This window comes from Ignavibacteria bacterium (genome assembly GCA_013177855.1).
GTDB lineage: Bacteria > Bacteroidota > Ignavibacteria > Ch128b > Ch128b > Ch128b.
This window is the reverse complement of record JABLYA010000001.1, coordinates 773,523-794,578: the sequence shown is the minus strand read 5'-3', so window position 1 is coordinate 794,578 and position 21,056 is coordinate 773,523. Positions and strand designations below refer to the sequence as shown.

The window sequence follows — 21,056 nt, the reverse complement described above, 5'->3', positions numbered from 1 at the left end:
TTGAGCGAAATATTCTTAAATCAAGTTTTATTGAGAGCTTATGAAACTTTGTTTTAATCTGCTAAGTAATAGAGCAAAAATTAATAAAAATGGGGCTTTGAGATTTGAAAACTCAAAAGTTCCATTCAACTTTTTGTTTAATAGGTTTAAATTGCATTCAGTCAATTTATTTTTATACTTAAATTGTTTTTCAAAACCCATTTAATTAGTTTTAACAAAATATTGAAGAGGTAAAATGTTAAAGTTATTGAAGAAAATTTTTGGCGATAAGCATAAAAGAGATATCGAAGCATTAAAACCCATTGTTGCTGAAATTAATCAAATTTATGAGACATTAAAAGATTTAACTGATGATGAATTAAGAGCAGAAACTCAAAAATTAAAACAAATCATTAACGAAAGAACACAGGACTTAAGAAATCAGATTGAATCTCTTGAGGCAAGACTTAAAGAAGACCTGCCTGCTGACGAACAACAAAAAATTTACGACGAACTCGAAAAATTAAACGAAGAGCTTGATGCAACTTATGAAGAAGTCCTCGACGAACTTCTGCCTCGTGCATATGCAATAGTGAAAGATACCTGCCGAAGACTCGTTGGTAAATCATGGGAAGTTGTTGGTCGAAAAATCACATGGGATATGATCCCATTCGATGTGCAATTGATGGGTGCAATTGTGCTTCATCAGGGAAAGATTGCTGAAATGGCAACTGGTGAAGGTAAAACGCTTGTAGCTACGATGCCTTTGTTCTTAAATGCATTGACAGGTCGCGGCTGTCATCTTGTAACGGTTAATGATTATCTGGCTCAGCGTGACCGTGAATGGATGGGTAAGATTTTTGAGTTTCATGGTTTAACAGTTGGTGTGATACTTAATCATATGTCGCCTGAAGAAAGAAAAAAAATGTATCAGTGCGATATAACCTACGGAACCAACAACGAATTTGGTTTTGATTATCTCCGAGATAATATGGCAATTTCATTAGATGGGGTTGTGCAACGCGGACATAATTACGCTATCGTTGACGAAGTTGATTCGGTCTTAATTGATGAAGCGAGAACACCTTTGATTATCAGCGGACCTGTTGAGAGTTCTGAACAAAAATTCACAGAATTAAAACCCAGGGTTGAAAGACTTGTCCGTGCTCAGGCTCAACTTGTTGCTAAGATTGTTCAAGAAGCAGAAGATGAATTAAACAAACCTGAACCTGACTATCACAAAGCTGGAGTATTGCTTTTAAGGGCTCATCGTGGTTACCCAAAAAACAAAAAATTAATGAAGCTTTTAAGCGAGCCTTCAAATAAAAAGTTAATGCAGGAAACCGAGCTCGAGTATATGCGCGAGCAGGAAAAACGTATGCACGAAATTGACGATGAGCTTTATTTCCGAATTGATGAGAAAAATCACTCTATTGATTTAACAGAAAAAGGTAGAGAGTTTATTACGAACATCAATGAAGATAAAGACTTTTTTGTTCTTCCTGATCTTGGAACTGAAATCAGCAAAATTGAAAATGATAAAAGTCTAACAATCGAAGAGAAAGCAAAAAGAAAAGATAAACTTTATCAGCTTTATGCAGAAAGAAGCGATCGAATTCACACTGTTCAGCAATTACTCCGAGCTTATGCACTTTATGAAAAAGATGTTGAATATGTTGTGACTGATGATGGCAAAGTAATGATTGTAGATGAATTTACTGGTCGTTTACTTCCAGGAAGAAGATATTCAGATGGTTTGCATCAAGCAATCGAGGCAAAGGAAAATGTAAAAGTTGAAAAAGATACTCAAACTTTAGCCACAATTACTCTTCAAAATTATTTCAGGCTTTATAAAAAACTTGCGGGTATGACCGGTACTGCAGAAACAGAAGCCGCTGAATTCTGGGAAATATACAAACTTGATGTTGTAGTTATTCCAACCCATAAACCCTGCATTAGAATTGATTATGATGATGTTATTTACAGAACAATGCGCGAAAAATACAATGCATTGTTAGATGAAATTGAAGAACTTCACAAAATCGGCAGACCTATCCTTGTAGGTACAACTTCGGTAGAAGCATCTGAAACCGTGAGCAGAATGCTGAAAAGAAAAGGAATTCCTCATAATGTTTTGAATGCAAAGCATCATCAACGTGAGGCAGAGATAATTGCTAATGCTGGATTGAGAGGCGCAGTTACAATTGCAACAAATATGGCGGGTCGTGGAACTGACATTAAACTTGGTCCTGGTGTAAAAGAACTCGGTGGACTTGCAATTCTTGGAACAACTCGTCATGAATCAAGAAGAATTGATCGTCAGTTGAGAGGTCGTGCCGGTCGTCAGGGCGATCCAGGTTCTTCGAAATTCTATCTCTCACTTGAAGATGATTTAATGAGACTCTTTGGCAGCGATCGAATTGCTTCAATTATGGAACGAATAGGTGTCAAAGAAGGTGAGGTAATAACTCATCCATTAATCACAAGAAGCGTTGAAAGAGCTCAAAAAAAAGTTGAAGAAAATAATTTTGCCATTCGAAAGAGACTCCTTGAATATGATAATGTGATGAACTCGCAGCGTGAGGTTATTTACGCAAAGAGAATGCAGGCATTGAAGGGCGAAAGATTAAAAGGAAGATTACTTGAAGATTTGTTTGAATTTATTTCTGACACAGTTCATAAGTATTATGAAAAAGCAGAAATAGATCAGTTACGAGAAGAATTGATCAGAAATCTTTTAATTGATATTCAAATTACTCCCCAGCTGTTTCAAGAACTTGGTGAAGATGGTTTGACTGAAAAAATTTATCAAGCTGCGGTTGATTTTTATAATAAAAAAGAAAAGATGCTCGGCAGTGAATTAATGGCTAATCTTGAAAGATTTGCAGTGCTGAGTGTAATCGATGAGAAATGGAAAGAACATCTCCGTGATATGGACGATTTGAAAGAGGGAATTGGACTTCGTGCTTACGGTCAACGTGATCCATTGATTGAATATAAATCAGAAGCTTATGAATTATTTATGAATATGCTTGTAGCAATTCGAGATGAAAGTTTGAAATTCGTCTTTAAATGGTTCCCTGAAGTTCCAGAACAGCTGCAAAGAAGAAGACGAGTTCCTGAAAGAATTCAAACAATTCATCAATCTGTTGATGGTTTACAGGTTGCGAAGGAAAAGGGAGCAGTGCAATCGTCACCGCAGACAGCCGGTAAACCACAACCGGTCAGAGTTGGTGAAAAAATTGGAAGAAATGATCCTTGTCCCTGTGGAAGCGGTAAAAAATATAAACATTGTCATGGTAGATAATTGAGAGGTAATTTATGCAGTCTCATAAGTTAAAAAAGATTGAAGCAATCATCAGACCCTTTAAATTGGATGATGTGAAAGATGCATTACTTGAAGAAGGAATTCAGGGATTGACAATCACCGAAGTTAGAGGTTACGGCAGACAGAAAGGGCACTCGGAAATTTATCGTGGCAGTGAATATAGAATTGAATTCGTTCCAAAAATTAAGATTGAAATTGTTTGTCTTGAATCCCAGCAGGAAACCGTTGTAAATACAATTATTCGTGCAGCAAAAACTGGTCAAATTGGTGATGGAAAAATTTTTATTTCAACTATTGAGGATGCAATTCGAATTAGGACTGAAGAGTCAGGGAAAAATGCACTTTGAAATTTAAATATTCAATAAAAAGGACCTTTTTGCTTTTTGAAATTATGCTTAATTACAAATGCGATCTGGATACTCTATTTCAAAATAATTAAATATTGGTTCGATTAATGAATAGATTAAAATCATTCCTTCCAATTTTCTTATTATCACTATTTTTTAGCTCCTGTGCTGTCACAGACTTTTTGAAAAAAGGATTTGAAAATTTTACGACTTACTTCAACATTTACTATAATGCAAATAAAATTTTTTCTGAGGCTGAACAAGAACTACTAAAACAGCAAAAGGACATTTTTACCACAAAAGTAATTGCACCTTCAGGAAATGTTACAAACAAATTAGTTCAAGTAATCGAAAAATGTTCAAAGATTCTTCAATATCATCAAAATAGCTCTTTGGTTGATGATGCACTTTTTATGATTGGCAAAGCTTATTATTACCAGCGGGAATATCCAAGTGCGATTAGAAAATTCTCTGAGCTGCTGGCAACATTCCCTGATAGTAAATACGCACTTGAAGCGAAATTATGGATCGCACGCTCATATGCTCAAACAATTGAAACAGACCGAGCATTAAAACTTCTGAACGAAATTTATTTAGACGCAAAAGATCAAGAAGAAGAAGAGGTTATGAGCCTTGCTCTTCTTGAAATAATTAAGATTTATTTTAAGCGGAATGATTATGAAGGTATAATTAATCTTGGTCAGGAATTTGTAAAAATTTCAGATGATGATGAAGCAAGAGCTCAAGTTTTGATGCAAATAGGAAATTCGTACGCAAAATTAGGTCAGCTCGATCAAGCTCTTGAAAATTATTCAAAAGTTAAAAAATATACATCTGACTATTACTATATTTTCAAATCTCAACTGGAGTTTGCAAAAATCTTGAGAGAAAAGAATAGAATTGATGAGGCAAAGAAAATATTAAAGGATCTTTACTCTGAATCTTTGTTTGATGAATATAAAGATTATATCGAGCTTGAATATGCTTATTTGTACTTAAGTGAGAAGGATACCGCAAAAGCTCTTGATTATTTTGTGAAAGTTGACACAACCTATCAAACCAGAGAGACAGCCGGTATCGCACAGTACGAGATTGCCAATTATTTAGAAAATGTTGTTGGTATTTTTGATTCAGCAAAATATTATTATGATAAAAGTCTTCGTTCCCAGCTGCCCGATAATTTGAAAAAGAGTGCTCAGTTTAAATCAAATATTTTAAATCGTTATAAAAATTTATGGACATCAATTCGAAATCTGGAGAAACAAATTCCAATACTTAGAACATTCCCCGTGGATACGACTTATCCGAAATTTCAGGAAATTGAAATTGATTCATCAATGCTTAACGACTCAGCGTATCTAGCAGATTTGCAAGAATATCTTGCTGAAAAAAAACGAGCAGATAGTTTGTATGCTGAAAAATTGAAACGAGATTCACTCACATATCAGGCTAATTTAAAAACAGCAGACTCACTCGAAGTCAACATAGCTCGATTGAAATTTGATCTGGCTACATTATTTATGATTGATTATGAAAAGCCCGACTCTGCTTATGTCCATTTAAAATCAATAGTTGAAAAATATCCTGATAAAGATTTTAGTGAGAGAGCTATCTATGCTTTAGCTAGTTATTATGAGATCAAAGGTGAAAAAGAAAAAGCTGATAGTCTTTATCAATATATTTATGAAAACTTTATCGATACCGAAATTTCTAAAATAGCTGCAAAAAAATTGAAGCTACCGATAAAAGTTGGAAGTAAAGATTTACCAGATCTAAAATATCGAGAAGCTGAAAATTTAGTTGAGCAAAAGAAATACAAAGAAGCAATCAATAAATTACAAGAAATTTATAATGAGTACGAAAAAACAGATTATGCACCAAAATCTCTTTTAATGATTGGTTACATTTATGAAAATAAATTATCTCAATTTGATTCGGCTTACTCTGTTTATAAACAACTGAAGGAAAAATTTCCACAATCTCTATATACTCAGAGAATCAATTCAAAGTTAATCGCTTATGAAAGTGAACTACAGCGCAAAGAAATGGAGCGAAAAGCTATTCAGGATAGTATTGAAAATTCAAATAAAAAACCTGAAACAAAACCAGATGAGAATCAAATCTTAGAGAATGACGAAAAGAAAGAGAACCCAGAACTAAAAATTGAAGAACAAATTAAACCAGACTCAACAATTCGAAAAGAACAGGAAAATAATCGAATAAGACGAAAGTGAATGAGTATTTTGACAAAAAACTTGAGATTGAATTCCTTTATCTCTTTTTGAAAGAGAAATTTGAACAGTCGCGATTAAAATTTTTAGTAATTTTTTCTATTCTTATTTTTTACATCGCTATTCCTTCATTTCATATCCCCTCACTTGAAATTACCAGGACAAGGATTTCGGGAGTAATGGAACAACGGGCATTAGAAAATTTTTTGATATTTTATCCAGCACAACATTGGATATCCTACGATAGAATTCCAGTTTCATTCAAACAAGCAGCACTGGTAATGGAAGATGATGGTTTTGCATCTCATCGAGGAATTGACTGGGAAAGCCTTCAACTTGCATCTCGAATTAATTTAAGACGAGGTAAAATTGTACGCGGCGGAAGTACAATCACAATGCAAACTGCAAAAAATATTTATTTCACCACGCAAAGAAGTTATTTTAGAAAAGCAAAAGAAATTTTAGCTGCAATTAGAATGGAAAAAGAGCTTCCTAAACAAACTATTCTTGAACATTATCTTAATATAGTAGAGCTTGGTGAGGGGATTTTCGGAATTCAAGCATCGAGTAGAAAATTTTTTAATACTGATTTAGATAAATTAAATCGTGATCAAGTTGCAAGAATAATTGCAATTTTACCTTCACCATTAAAACACAAACCAAATGATAACAGTCGTTTTGTCATTAGAAGAAAGAATTTAGCTTTAAGTCGAATGTCATCAGCAATTTTACCAGAATGAAAATGAATATCGAACTTAACGAACAAGAAGCATTAAGATTAATTTCGGAAGGTGAGAGTTCAAAAGTTGAATTCAAAAGAAAATTCACCACCTTTGAAAAAATTGCTCGAGAGCTTATCGCATTTGCCAATTCAAAAGGTGGATTAATTTTCTTTGGTGTTGATGATAACGGTGAAATAGTTGGTGTGAAAAGTGAAAAAGAGACGGAAGAATTGCTACTCGAAACAACTAAAAATTATTGTGAACCAGAGATCGATTTGAGAGTTTATGTCCTTGAAATAGACGGTAAAGATGTTGTAATTGGTGAAGTAAAAGAAAGCTTAAAAAAGCCGCATCGTATTCAGGACTATCAACCGAACTTGAATTACAGGACTGCGAAAGTTTTTATAAGAATGAAATCGAAATCGGTTCAAGCATCTAAGGAGATGATCAAACTTTTGCATACAAGTTACAATGATGATAATGAAACAGAATTCCGTCTCGGTAAAAAAGAGAAAGCGTTGTTTGATTATCTTGAAAAAAATGAAAGAATTAATACACGGGAATTCTGCCGGCTTGTTAATATTTCTGAAAGAAGAGCTCAAAGAATTTTAGTTAAACTTGTCAGACTGGGTGTTTTGTTTTTGCATCAAGAAGAAAATGGTACTATTTATTTTTCTTTGAATGAGTGAAGCTTGATTGATTAATGATTAGACCGGTCCGATCCATTCTTCCCTGAAATGTATTAAGTAGAATTTCTTTTAATTCCTATCAAAAGATTTAAGCGATAATTATAAAAGGTCTAATGTACAACCAACTAAAAAAAATTAATCCCATTTAACTATTCTGAATTTCCTTCTTTAAAATACTTCAGGCGGGTTGCTTAAATCGACTTTGAAAATTTTGCGCTTATCCATCTGGATAATTAATGATGAAGAGTGAAAATTCAAATCTTAAGAAAATGTAATTAATAAAACCCCAATAAACATTAAAACAGCTGCAGAAAATCTTTCCTTCATGTATCCTTCTTTAAAAAATAATCTACCGAAAACGACACTTAAGATAGAGTTCGTCCGCTTGATTGAAATTACATACGGTACTATTGTCAAACTGATCGCAAGCATATGACAGATTATTGTTAATGTAGAAAGGAAACCAACTCCAATTAAAGATTTAAGATTTCTATTTATCGGATTTGGATTTCTTACGAATCGTGGAATTACTACAGTCAACATTAAAACACCAATATACAACTGAACAGAAAATGAATAGAAAAGAGGTGAAGAATTCACAACGCCGATCTTGTCAAAGTTTGCAGTAATTGCCCAGATTAAAACAACCAAAAGCATATATCTCGGACCTTTCTCCTTAAAGATTGATCTAAAGGGACTCAAAAAATCTTTTTGATCTTGTTTGAAATTTAAAAGATAAGCACCAACTACAATTGCTATCATTCCCAGCATACCTTGAAACGAGGGGAATTCCCCAACAATGATCGGTGATGTGATCAACAACAGAAGAGGAGATAAAGTTGTAAGCGGAACAGTATTCGAAAGGTCTCCACTTTTAATCGACTTCATAAAAAAAATCAAAGCTAAAATATTGAGTGTTCCGCTGACAATTAGCCCAACAAAAAACATTGGTTTGATTTCAGGAAGTTCGAAGAATAGAATTGGGATTAAAAATATTGCAGAAAAAAATGAATTTGCCCAGGCGACTGTATATTCATCAATATCTTTTAATGTGTGTTTTGCAAGAACATTTTTAAGAGAATCAAAAAGTGCAACACCAAATGCTAATGGTATCCACATCATATTAATACTGCTGGTTGTTCATGAGTAAGACAGTGAATTGTTCCAAGTCCCCAGACCAAATCTACTGAATGAATTCCCACAACTTTTCGATCGCGGAATAATTCGCTTAAAATTCCAAGCGCAACTCGGTCTTTTACATCATTAAAAGTGGGAACTAAGACATAAGAATTTGAGATGTAGAAATTTGCATAACTTGCAGGAAGTCTTTGTCCTTCAAAATATAATGGTTCTGGCATAGGTAATTCAATCACTTCTACTTTGCTTCCATCTTCGAGACGGGCATCTTGCAAAATTTCTTTGTTCTCGTTTAAGATTTTATAATTTTCATCATAGGGATTGTTTTCAATGCAGAGAAGTAAAGTTTTTTCATTAACAAAGCGACAGACATCATCAATGTGTCCGTGTGTATCATCACCAACAATTCCTTTTTTTAGCCAGATGATGTTTTTTATACCAAGATATTTCTCGAAAACTTTTTGATAGTCGGATTTTGTAAAGCCGGGATTTCTTGTTTGCGTTTTTTTATCCAGCAAACATTCTTCAGTTGTGATGAGAGACCCTCTACCATTTGTATCAATTGCACCACCTTCAAGGGTAACTAAATTGTTTTTGTAAGTCGCATCAACAAGTTCTTTACCGATAACTTTTGAAATCACTTCAGGAATTTTTCGATCAAGTTTGAAATTTTTGTACTTAGCCCAGGCATTAAAATTAAATTTTACTGGAACGACTTTACCGGATTCGTTCTTTACAAAAAAAGGTGCTGCATCACGCAGCCAGTTTCTATCAGTTTTTGCAGTTACAAAGGAAATTTGAGAGAAATCAACTCCAACTTTCTTTAAAATTTGAATTGCTGATTTTTTATGATTTTCATTTTGAACAATTATATAAACCTGTTCACCTTCAACTAGTTTTTTTACGATTTCGGCGAACACATAAGGAATTGGACTGAATTTACCGGGCCAATCATTTTTATTGTAGGGCCAACCTATCCAGGTTGCTTCGTGTGTTTCCCACTCTGCTGGTAATCGAAATTTCATGTTTTTTACCTTCATGTAAGTTTTCAATAATTGATATGATGATTTAAAAAGAAATTAGAGAATTCAGAAATTCTTATTAATCATTTAATCGACAAATCTTTTTGTTATATCATCATAAGCGTCAATTCTTCTGTCGCGAAGAAAGGGCCAGTGAGTTCTAAAGACATCAACTTTATTGAAGTCAACATCAGCATAAATTATCTCTTCTTTATCTTCAGATGCTTGAACAATGATCTTCCCTTGTGGATCACAGACGAATGAAGAGCCCCAGAAAATTATTCCATCACTTTTTTCATCAACTTTTTCAAATCCTACTCTATTAACTGCTGCAATAAAAACTCCATTTGCAATTGCGTGACTTCTCTGGATTATCATCCAGCTTTCTCTTTGTGCTTGACCGTATTTTTCTTTCTCCGAAGGATGCCAGCCAATTGCAGTTGGATACAATAAAATTTCGGCACCTTTTAGTGCAGTAATTCTCGCTCCTTCAGGAAACCATTGATCCCAGCATATTAATGTTCCAATCTTTCCGTACTTTGTATTAAAAGACTTGAAGCCTGTATCTCCAGGAGTGAAATAAAATTTTTCGTAGTAAAGCGGATCATCAGGAATATGCATTTTCCTGTAAAATCCTGTCAGTTCGCCTTTCTCATTAATTACAATCAAACTATTGTGATACAATCCATTTGTCCTTTTTTCAAAAATTGGAACAATTATAATGGCTTTAAATTTTTTTGAAATTTTTGAAAAAACTTCAAAAGATTCGCCTTCAAGCTTTTCAGCAAGTTTAAAGAACTCGTGTTCTTCTTTCTGACAGAAATAAAGTGACTTATACATTTCTGGGAGACAAATAATTTTTGCACCATTTTTTGCAGCTTGAGTAACAAATTCTTTTGCTTTGTTTAAATTTTTTGAGGTGTTCTCTTCCATTGACATTTGAATCAGAGCAATTCGAGTCTTCTCTTTTTCCATTTGTTTCTCCTGAATCAAATTGATTGTTTTAGTTGAGATTTGCGAATAATTTTTGTTGCAAGTTGTCCGCAGGCGCCAGCGATATCGCTGCCTTTTGTGTTTCGAACAAAAACGGTGATATTATTTCTTCTTAATTTTTCAACAAACTCATCAAACTCTTCTTGAGAAGTTGGTTCGAGTGTTGCGCCGAGTCCTTTTGGATTTGTATGGGCAATTGAATTAAAAGGAATGATATTTATTTTGCTTGGAATTCTTCGACAGAGTTTAACCAATCCTTGAATATCTTTATCAGAGTCATTAATTCCTTTTAACAAAATATATTCAAAAGTTATTCGTCGCTTCGTTTGTTTGTAAAAATATTCAAGAGCTTCGATGTTTTGTTTAAGTGAATACTTTTTGTTGATTGGCATTATAAGTGATCTTACTTCTTCATCGGTTGAATGGAGAGAAAATGCAAGTTTGCCTTTAAATGGTTGATGAGCAAAGTCAATTATTTTATCAGGAATTCCAGCAGTTGAAACGGTGATTTTTTTTGCTGAGATATCAAACGCTAGATCAGAAGAGAAAATAGAAAGTGATTTGATTGTGTTTTCATAATTCAGGAAAGGTTCACCCATTCCCATATAAACGATGTTAGTTATAGGACGATCTGAGTAATTACTTGTCTGGATAAATTGATCAATAATTTCGTAAACACTTAAATTTCTTTTGTAACCCATCTGACCAGTTGCACAGAATTGACAATCAAGAGGACAACCGACCTGCGTTGATAAACATAATGTTAATCTATCCTGATCTGGAATTAAAACCGATTCAATCAATGAACCATCTTCGCATTGAAAGACAAATTTCGTTGTCGAAGTTTTAGATGAAGTCTGCGTCTCAACAAGTTTCAATTGATCAATACTTGCGATTTGTTTTAGTTTGTTTCTGAGGGATTTGGAAAGATTTGTCATTTCATCAAATGAAGAGACGCGTTTCTGATAAAGCCACTGAAAAACCTGAGTGGCTCTGAATTTATCTTCATTAATCTCTTCAAAAAATATTTGAAGTTCTTCTAAAGTCTTTCCTTTTAGATTGATCTTTTTGATATTCATAGTCTCAGCTAAATTTGATGCAAAAATAAGAAAACAAATTTAGAGTTTGTTTCCCCAAATTAATCTTTAATGTTTAGCTTGATTCCCCTGAGAATTTTGCATTAAGTTTCATCTGAAGATTTGATTATGATCATAAATTCAAATTTAAGAGGGAAACTAACTATGAATTTGCAGAATTTTTTTAGCTGAAAAACATAAACTAATCAAAACAACGAGTTAAACATAATTCTTTATTTCGAAGGAATGGGGAGTATGGGGATAAATAAAGAAAACTCAATAGCGAATTGAGGGATAAATGAATTAAATTTAAAATCATCCGGATTGGAATTTTCTTTTGAAATTTTATTTCATGAATTTAACTCGAGACTGATCATATTCATCTCCCACGAAATTGACAAAAATCAATTAAAACAAGATTTGGTTAGTTTTCAAATGGTTAAAAAATCCAGAATGAATGAAATTATTATAGATAAAATTACAGGCACAAAAAGTCGCAAAATCCTGAAGGGATGACATTATGATTAACATAATAAAAGCACAAAATTTCAGATCAACGGAATTCGATGATTGAAATTAGAATGTCACTCCTTCGGAGTTTTGATTGTTTTATGTGTAAATGAAATTCTACAATAATTTCACCACTTCGTGGTTAATTATACAAATAGGTCGCTTCGATGGGGCTTTGATAATTCTTTTTCTTTTGTCTTCTCTACAAATATGTCGCTTCTAACAAAGCTTTTTTAAGTTCAATAAAAACAAAAAAATATCTACAAAAACTTTAATAGCAATCGTCTAAAATTTTGTTAAAGATTTTTTAAAGAAATCGCATAGCGATAACCTGTTTGAAAACCAAAATGATGAGCTATAAAAATATGAAGTTGAGTAGCAACGACCTATTTGTAGGAAAAATATTTAACAGCCAAAGTTAAAAGTCGCGTAGCGACGACCTATTTGTAGAAAGAATTATGTTCCGCAAAAAACAAATCCAGAATTGATGAAATTGTAATAGAAAAAACAATTACACAAAAAAATACAAAAACCCCGAAGGGGTTAAATATGGATAGCCCTCAATCGCATTGGGGGTAAATGAGAACAAAGAAACAAAGAACCCTGAAAGGGTTCAATTATAACAGAAATTGTTCTAAACGATCCTATAAATTCAATTGCAGAACAGACATCAAACAAAAATATTAACCCAAATTCAACCCTTTCAGGGTTGTAATTTTCTTTTGACAATATTCCCTGAGTGCAACTCGGGGCCAATCAAATTAAACTCCTTCGGAGTTAATGATAAAAAAATAATTGTAGTCGAATTCCTAATTATTTAAGGAAACCTAGAATCAAATCCAAAATGGATGAAATTATTATAGGTAAAATTACCGATACACAAAATTGCAAAATCCTGAAGGGATGACATTATTATTAACATAATAAAAGCACAAAATTTCAGATCAATGGAATTCGATGATTGAAATTAAAATGTCACTCCTTCGGAGTTTTGATTGTTGTATGTGTAAATGAAATTCTATAATAATTTCACCACTTCGTGGTTGTAGGTATCTAATTGAGATAAAATTTCAGGCATAAGAAATTATAAAATCCATAATGGATGAAATTATTATAAATAAAAAAGAACTCACGTTAAATAAAAAAATCCTGAAGGGATGAAATTATTATAGATAAAATTGCAGGCACAAAAAATTGCAAAATCCTGAAGGGATGAAATTATTATAGATAAAATTGCAGGCACAAAAAATTGCAAAATCCTGAAGGGATGACATTATCTTAAAACAAAGAAATGATTGAAATATTTAATTGATATAATTTTATCATTGATTTTAGAATATCACTCCTTCAGAGTTTTGATTGTTTTATGTGTAAATGAAATTCTACAATAATTTCACCACTTCGTGGTTGTAGGCGTCTAATCGAGGAGTTCAATTAATTTAATTCTCCATTAATTTGAAAAGCGTATCTCAAGAAGAATAAGGTCAAATAATCTAATCAAAAGATACACAAAGTAAATAAAGAAGAGAGTAATTCCGAAAAGAAGTTTCATCAGTACTGAAAGCCTTGATAAATTATTTTATGGTGTAATATGGTAAAAGTATTTATAGAATATGCAATTCTTATTTTTTCAGCATCAATCGAAACACTTTCACTACAAATTTTAATTTAATTCCATCCCCATTTTACCTATTTTTGTAGGTAATTTTTAAACAAATGAGAGGTCAAAAATGAAATTAACAAGAAGATCCTGGGCCGAGCCATTTAAAATTAAAGTGGTCGAACCACTTAAAATGACAACTAAAGAATATAGATTAAAAGCAATTAAAGAAGCTGGCTACAATACTTTCCTTTTAAGATCTGAAGATGTTTATATTGATTTGTTAACCGATAGCGGAACAAGCGCAATGAGCGATTATCAATGGGCTGGAATGATGTTAGGCGATGAAGCTTATGCTGGCAGTAAAAATTATTATCATCTTGAAGATGCTGTAAGAAAATATTATGGTTTTAAATATCTTGTCCCTACTCACCAGGGTAGGGGTGCAGAACATATTATTTCAAAAATTTTAATTAAGCCAGGCGATTACATTCCAGGCAATATGTATTTTACAACTACAAGATTACATCAAGAACTTGCTGGCGGAACTTTTGTTGATGTAATTATCGATGAAGCACACGATCCTGAAAATGAACATCCATTCAAAGGAAATATTGATTTGAACAAACTTGAAGCTTTAGTTAAGAAAGTTGGTGCAAAGAAAATTCCATACATTTCAGTTGCAGCAACTGTGAATATGGCAGGCGGTCAACCAATCTCTATGGAAAATGTTCGTGAAGTAAAAGCTTTCTGCCAGAAACACGGTATCAAAATGTGGTGTGATGCAACACGTGCAGTTGAAAATGCTTATTTCATTAAAGTCCGTGAAAAAGGTTATCAGAATAAATCAATTGAAGAAATTTTAAGAGAGTTTTGTTCTCACTTTGAAGGAATCTGGGTAAGTGCAAAGAAAGATTGTCTTGTTAATATTGGAGGATTTTTAGCGACTCGAAATAAGAAAGTTTTTGAAGAAGCTCGAAATCTTGTTGTTGTTTATGAAGGACTTCATACTTACGGCGGGCTTGCTGGTCGTGATATGGAAGCTATGGCTCGTGGAATTGAGGAGATGGTTCAGCTTGATCATATTAAAGCTAGAATCGGTCAGGTTGAGTATCTCGGTAATAAATTGATCAAAGCTAAAATTCCAATAGTAAAACCAATTGGTGGTCATGCAATTTTCCTTGATGCGAAAAAGTTCTTACCTCATATTCCACAAATTCAATTCCCAGCTCAAACTCTTGCTGCAGAAATTTACATTGATTCAGGTGTGAGAGCAATGGAAAGAGGAATTGTATCTGCTGGAAGAAATAAAGAGACAGGCGATCATAACTATCCAAAACTTGAGCTTGTAAGATTGACAATTCCACGGAGAGTTTACACTCAGGCTCATATGGATGTAACATTTGAATCGATTGTTGAAGTTTATAACAGAAGAAAAGAAATCAAAGGATTGAAAATGGTTTATGAGCCTAAGTATCTGAGATTTTTCCAGGCAAGATTTGAACGATTGAAATAAATCCTTAATTTGAACGAAACAAATCATTTTTGATGAACTATGTTAGAGACAAAGGAATCTTTTATAAAGAACATTAATAAATTAATTGATGATTTTAAGAATTTTAATTCTGGATTAGAATTCTCACTTAAATTATCCCAAATCTACAACGATAAAATTCAAAGTCTGACAAAAGATTGCCCCGATGAGTTAGCAGTTGCTGCAATTGGCGGATTGAGTCGAATGGAACTCTCGCCTTTCTCAGATATTGATTTAATTTTCATTACTAATTCTATTGACGAGCATAAAGATTACATCATTAGAACTATTCAAAAGTTATGGGATACAGGAATTAATGTTTCTCATTCGATCAGGACATTTAATCAGATCTACCAATTTGCTGAGAATGATTTGCTCTCTTTTACTCAATTACTTGAAATGAGATTTATATCCGGTTCTCAAGCAATATTTTTGAAATTTTTGGATAACCTTCGAAACATCATTAATTCAGAACTCAAAAGAAATCTTCTGGATTCATATTTAAGTGATATTGAAAAGAGGCATAGTTCTTACGGGAACTCACCATTAATTCTTGAACCGAATATAAAAAATACTCGAGGTGGAATTAGAGATTTACATTCAGCTGCGTGGATTTACTACCTTCTGAAAAATGAGATACCAGTACTTGAGAAATTTGATACAGCGGTTAATCAATTCTTATTAAGCGCTGTTAATTCCGGTTCATTCTTTACATCAGAAGCAGAAGCGATTTACAATGCTTATGATTACCTGATAAAAGTAAGAAATGCACTTCATATTGTTAATTCGAACTCAAGGGATAGGTTAGATTTTCAGGCTCAATTGAATATTGTAAGGTATTTATATCCCGAAGGTTCAGAACTCGATGAAAATCATATCGAGATGATGAAAAAGTATTTTGAGTCTTCCCTGAAATTGAATTCTTTACTTGATTCATTCCGAAAAGAAGCTTTGAAATTTATTCATCCTTGTTCAAGTTATAAAGCTTATCAGCTTAATGAAGATTTTATTCTTTGTGGAAAATTTATCTTCCAGCAGAAAGATGAGAGGTTAACTTTACCGCAAATTTTAGATGCTTTTCATTTTCAAGCGCAATACGATGCAATTTTTGATAACAAACTTGATGAGCGCATAAAAAATAGTCTTGAATATTTTGATGGTACTGAGGTAATAGATTTTAATGTGAAAAAATCTTTTAGAAAGTTTTTCCAGAGATCTGAAAATCTGAGTAATGCACTTGTAAATATGCATCGACTCGGAGTACTCGGATTTTTAATTCCCGAATTCGATGCTCTAAAATTGTTTTTCCAGCCTAATGCATATCATATTTACACTACTGATGAACATACTTTGATGGCAATAAAAAATCTATATAATCTTGAATTTGACAATTCTTTGATCGGAGAAATTTTCAGGAAATATGAGAACAAAGAGCTTTTAATCCTTGCTGTTCTTTTTCATGATATCGCAAAACCGATTACACACTCTGGCCACGAGTTAATTGGTTCTCAAATAGCTGAAAATGTGATGCAAAGATTTACTTATTCTGAAGATGAAATAGAAATGGTTTCGTTTCTTGTAGAAAATCATCTTTTGATGGAGCAAACAGCATTTAGAAGAAATCTCAATGATGTTAACATATTGAATTCATTCCGATCGAAATTCAAAAGTCTTCAAGAGCTCGATTTTCTTTACCTTTTGACTTATGCTGATCTCTCTGCAGTTAATCCAAGTTTGTGGACAACCTGGAAAAGTTCTTTATTGAATGAACTTTATACTAAAACGAAGGAAATGATTTTATACGGTATTACCGCTGAAGAACTCTTAAGTCCCAAGATTGAAAAATTTGATTTTGCAAAATTTACGATTGATGAAAAAGATTATCTTGATCATATCGAAAAAATAAATGATACAAATTATTTATACACATTCTCAGAAGAAGAGATTGCTTCACACATTAATGAAATTAAAAAAGGCAATGTTCTTTCAATTCTTCACAACAATACTGAAGACTTTACTCAGCTTACAGTTATCACTCAGGACTCGAGAGGCTTGCTTTCAAAAATTTGTGGCTCCATTTCAATAAGTGATTGCAACATTCACGATGCAAGTATTTTTACTCGAAAGGACAACATAATTATTGATACTTTTAAGATCACCGATTTTGTTACACAAAAACCTTTGACGGAAGATCATTTTGAAATTCTTGCGGAAACAATTACTCGTGTCCTTTTGCAAAATTATAATCTTGAAAAAGCGTTTGAAGAACACAGAGATAAATGGAAGAGATTGGATAAAAGAAAATTTGCATCAATCGATGTTGAAATTAAATTTGAAACACATCCAGTTTATACTATAATAGATATTCACGCTTCTGACCGAATTGGGCTTTTATACCTGATAACTAAAAAGTTAACAGAGCTTGGTTTGAATATCTACTTTGCCAAGATCGGAACAAAATTAAATGGTGCTTTCGATAGTTTTTATGTTCTGGATTCAAATTATCAAAAAATTCCGTCCTACAAATTTGATGAAATAAAAAAAGAATTAATAGATACTTTATTGAATTTTGAGAGGGCTTTTAGTTCTTGATGAAAATTTCTCCTCAAAATCCAATCGGTGTTTTTGACTCAGGAATTGGTGGATTGACTGTTGTAAAAGAATTAATGCAAATCCTTCCTAATGAGAGTATTGTTTACTTTGGCGATACAGCTCGAGTACCTTACGGGACAAAATCAGAAAAAACCATAAAAGAGTATTCAATTCAAAACACAAAATTTTTACTTTCTCAAAATGTAAAATTGATTGTAATTGCCTGCAATACTTCTTCGGCAGTTGCATTGAGTGAAATTCAATCTATGACTGAATTGCCTGTTGTGGGTGTGATTAAACCAGGAGCTGAAGCGGCAGTAAAGAACACAAAGAATAAAAGAGTTGCTGTAATTGGGACAACTGCTACAATTCAGAGCAAAGCTTATGAAAAAGAAATTAAATTGATTGATCCATCAATTGAAGTTTATGGGAAAGCCTGTCCTTTGTTTGTTCCAATTGTAGAAGAGGGTTGGTCAAATCATAAAATTGCTCAACTCGCAGCTGAAGAGTATTTAAGTGAACTTAAGAAAAAATCGATTGATACAATGGTGCTCGGATGTACACATTATCCACTATTGAAAGATACAATTCAAAAAGTGATCGGTGAAGATGTAATCTTAGTAGACAGCGGAGTCGAAACTGCTCGAGTAGTAAAACAAATTCTTGAAAAAGAAAATTTAATCAATCAATCAACTTTGAAACCGAATTACTCATTTTTTGTAAGTGACCTGCCTCAAAAGTTTAGAGAAGTTGGGGAAATGTTTCTGGGAAGACAGATTGAAAATCTTGTCAAAGTTGATCTATAATTATTCCTCAAACCATCTTTTTAATTCTTCATATGAACAGCCCATTCCAAGTAAAAGACCCAATTTGATTTTTGCTTTTTGACCATTTAAGTAATCGGCAAAGATCACTCCAATTTTTTTTAGCCACTTGCCAGCGCCATAATATCCGTAAATGTCCATCGTCTCACCAGCTGGACAGCGAGATGTTAAAACTACTGGAATATCCTTCTCACGAATATATTTAATTCCATCGTATGCCTTTGGAGGAACATTGCCGACGCCGAGTGCTTCAACCACAACTCCTTTTGCACCGCTATCAGCACTGAAACGGAAAAATTTGTCGCTCATATCTGCATGAACTAAAATTATATCAATATCTTTTTCGATCTTATTTGATGGAATGTATTCTCTTTTTCTTGGCAATCGATTGATTATTACTCTATTTTTAGAAACAAATCCAAGTGAACCGAAATCAAGACTTTTGAAAGATTCAATTTCATCTGAATAAATTTTTGAAACTTCGCTGGCTGCGTTGATTTCTCCATTCATACAAACAAGTACACCTAAATCTTTACAATTTTCGCTCATCGATACTATAATTGAATCAATTAAATTTTTTTCGCCATCCCAGTCAGGTTCAGATGTGTTTTTCATTGAACCGGTCAAAACAACCGGCTTAGGTGAGTTTATGGTTAAGTCGAGCAAGTATGCTGTTTCTTCGAGTGTGTCTGTTCCATGAGTGATTACAACACCAGTAATGTCTTCACGGTCTAAATAATTTTTTACGACATCCTTCAATTGCATCATTAAGTCCAATGTCATATGTGGACCTGGATATTTACCAAAGTCATAGATTTCAATTTCTGCTAAATCACGAAGCGAAGGAATTAATTCAACTAATTCATTGCCGCTGAGATAAGGAACTGCACCGCCGGTGTTTTCGTCAATTCTCATTGAGATTGTTCCGCCGGTAAAAATCAAAGCTACTTTTTTCTTCATTGGAATTTCTTTATTGATTTGAATTAATTTTTTGATTTCAAGGCGTTTAATTTTTCGTTTAGAATTTTATTTACAAGACCTGGATTTGCTTTACCTTTTGTCTCTTTCATTACCTGTCCGACAAAATGAGCAAACACTTTTTCTTTACCGCTCAAATATTGTTCAACCTGTTTTTGATTTTCATTTAAAACCTTTTCAACAACTTTAATTATTTCATTTTCATCTGTTATTTGCACTAGCCCTTTATTCTTAATTATCTCCTGAGGAGGTTGTGGATTGCTCAACATTTCATTAAAGACTTCCTTCGCAATTTTACCACTAATGGTTTGATTATTTATTGAGTTAATTAATTCTGCGAGCCATTCTGGTTTGATCACAAAGTCTTGGATAGAAATTTTTTCTTCATTTATGATTTTTAAAATTTCCGTCATAAACCAGTTGCTAATGGCTTTATAATCATTTGTATGTTTGGCTGTTTCCTCGAAGTAATCAGCCCATTCTTTTTCAGTAGTCAGAATTTCAACATCGTAATCGGGAAGATTGTATTGAGATTTTAATCGCAGTTTTCTAATTGATGGAAGTTCTGGCAAAGTTTTGCGAATTGATTCTAACCAGATTTCATCAAGTTCAAGTTGTGGCAGATCAGGTTCGGGGAAATAACGGTAATCGTGACTTTCTTCTTTTGACCTCATCGGTTCAACAGTTTGTTTATCCGAATTCCACAAAAGTGTTTGTTGTTCAATCTTGCCACCATTTGATAAAATTTCAATCTGTCGATCGATTTCACATTTCAATGCTTCAACAACGTATCGAATTGAGTTCATATTTTTTACTTCTGTCTTTGTACCTAAAATATCAGAGCCTTTTTCGCGGATAGAGACATTCGCATCGCATCTCAAACTTCCTTCTTCCATATTTCCATCGCAAATGCCCAGATATTTGACGATTTGTCTAATTTCAGTTAAAAATTTTCCGGCTTCTTCTGGACTTCTCAAATCAGGTGCAGTAACAATTTCGATTAGTGGAACTCCGCACCGATTGAAATCAAGTAAAGTATAAGGACCTTGATCATGAATGGATTTGCCAGCGTCTTCTTCAAGATGGATTCTGTTAATTCTGATTTTTCTTTTTTCGTTTTCGATTTCTAATTCAAGATAACCATTTGAGCAAAGAGGAAATTCATATTGAGAAATTTGATAACCTTTGGGTAAATCAGGATAAAAATAATTTTTTCTCGCAAAGACAGATTTTCTGTTAATCGTGCAATTGGTAGCCAATCCCATTTTAATTGTGTATTCAACAGCTTTTTTATTCAGAACTGGCAGAACTCCGGGATGGCCCATACAAACAGGACAAACATTTGTATTAGGCGGATTGCCAAATTTTGTTGAGCATCCACAGAAAAGTTTTGAGTCTGTCAGAAGCTGTGCGTGAATTTCAAGTCCAATTACTGCTTCGAAGTTCATCAAAAATTTTTCTCTCTTTCACTGTTTGAAATTTGTTTAAGAAATT

Annotated in this window: 14 protein-coding genes; 8 read left to right on the top strand and 6 right to left on the bottom strand. The window is 33.1% G+C overall.

The features are described from left to right. Nucleotides 1-235 precede the first annotated feature (235 nt). From secA to HPY57_03340, 5 genes are all read left to right on the top strand, one after another. On the top strand, nt 236-3,286 hold the full coding sequence (gene secA / locus HPY57_03360) for a preprotein translocase subunit SecA (GenBank protein NPV10808.1): 3,051 nt from the start codon (nt 236-238) through the stop codon (nt 3,284-3,286). Between the two features lie 14 nt (nt 3,287-3,300). After that, entirely contained in the window at nt 3,301-3,654 is a 354-nt protein-coding gene (locus HPY57_03355; protein NPV10807.1) for a P-II family nitrogen regulator, read from the top strand. 107 nt (nt 3,655-3,761) lie between these two features. Further along, nucleotides 3,762-5,888 carry a tetratricopeptide repeat protein gene (locus HPY57_03350; GenBank protein ID NPV10806.1) on the top strand — a complete coding sequence of 709 codons (2,127 nt, stop codon included), beginning with the start codon at nt 3,762-3,764 and terminating at the stop codon, nt 5,886-5,888. Next, nucleotides 5,885-6,625 carry a monofunctional biosynthetic peptidoglycan transglycosylase gene (gene mtgA, locus HPY57_03345; protein ID NPV10805.1) on the top strand — a complete coding sequence of 247 codons (741 nt, stop codon included), beginning with the start codon at nt 5,885-5,887 and terminating at the stop codon, nt 6,623-6,625. The genes HPY57_03350 and mtgA overlap by 4 nt, the downstream gene beginning before the upstream one ends. Nucleotides 6,626-6,627: 2 nt before the next feature. Then, on the top strand, nt 6,628-7,296 hold the full coding sequence (locus tag HPY57_03340; protein NPV10804.1) for an ATP-binding protein: 669 nt from the start codon (nt 6,628-6,630) through the stop codon (nt 7,294-7,296). Between the two features lie 261 nt (nt 7,297-7,557). On the opposite strand, the gene HPY57_03335 is transcribed toward HPY57_03340, so the two are convergent. The 4 genes from HPY57_03335 to rlmN form a co-directional block, all read right to left on the bottom strand. Continuing rightward, nucleotides 7,558-8,418, bottom strand: coding sequence for a DMT family transporter (locus HPY57_03335; GenBank protein ID NPV10803.1), 861 nt, complete (start codon nt 8,416-8,418; stop codon nt 7,558-7,560). Further along, the gene (locus tag HPY57_03330; GenBank protein NPV10802.1) at nt 8,415-9,473 is read right to left on the bottom strand and encodes an agmatine deiminase family protein; all 1,059 of its coding nucleotides are present in this window, start codon (nt 9,471-9,473) and stop codon (nt 8,415-8,417) included. The genes HPY57_03335 and HPY57_03330 overlap by 4 nt, the downstream gene beginning before the upstream one ends. Before the next feature lie 69 nt (nt 9,474-9,542). Further along, nucleotides 9,543-10,430: a carbon-nitrogen hydrolase gene (locus HPY57_03325; protein ID NPV10801.1), complete on the bottom strand. Its 888-nt coding sequence runs from the start codon at nt 10,428-10,430 to the stop codon at nt 9,543-9,545. Nucleotides 10,431-10,444: 14 nt separating this feature from the next. Then, a complete protein-coding gene (rlmN, locus tag HPY57_03320; protein NPV10800.1) occupies nt 10,445-11,527 on the bottom strand; it encodes a 23S rRNA (adenine(2503)-C(2))-methyltransferase RlmN in 1,083 nt (360 codons plus the stop codon). Between the two features lie 2,237 nt (nt 11,528-13,764). On the opposite strand from rlmN, the gene HPY57_03315 reads away from it, so the two are divergent. The 3 genes from HPY57_03315 to HPY57_03305 are packed head-to-tail and all read left to right on the top strand — an operon-like array spanning nt 13,765 to nt 18,566. Next, nucleotides 13,765-15,150, top strand: a complete 1,386-nt coding sequence (locus HPY57_03315; protein NPV10799.1) for a tyrosine phenol-lyase — start codon at nt 13,765-13,767, stop codon at nt 15,148-15,150. Between the two features lie 39 nt (nt 15,151-15,189). Continuing rightward, on the top strand, nt 15,190-17,760 hold the full coding sequence (locus HPY57_03310; GenBank protein ID NPV10798.1) for an HD domain-containing protein: 2,571 nt from the start codon (nt 15,190-15,192) through the stop codon (nt 17,758-17,760). Then, nucleotides 17,760-18,566: a glutamate racemase gene (locus tag HPY57_03305; GenBank protein NPV10797.1), complete on the top strand. Its 807-nt coding sequence runs from the start codon at nt 17,760-17,762 to the stop codon at nt 18,564-18,566. Before HPY57_03310 ends, HPY57_03305 begins: the two co-directional genes overlap by 1 nt. Here HPY57_03305 and HPY57_03300 read toward each other — a convergent pair whose 3' ends face one another. Together HPY57_03300 and gatB are read right to left on the bottom strand one after the other, a co-directional pair. Next, nucleotides 18,567-19,544, bottom strand: coding sequence for an asparaginase (locus HPY57_03300; protein ID NPV10796.1), 978 nt, complete (start codon nt 19,542-19,544; stop codon nt 18,567-18,569). A gap of 23 nt (nt 19,545-19,567) precedes the next feature. Further along, complete coding sequence (gatB, locus tag HPY57_03295) at nt 19,568-21,010, bottom strand: Asp-tRNA(Asn)/Glu-tRNA(Gln) amidotransferase subunit GatB (GenBank protein ID NPV10795.1); 1,443 nt, start codon at nt 21,008-21,010, stop codon at nt 19,568-19,570. Nucleotides 21,011-21,056 lie beyond the last annotated feature (46 nt).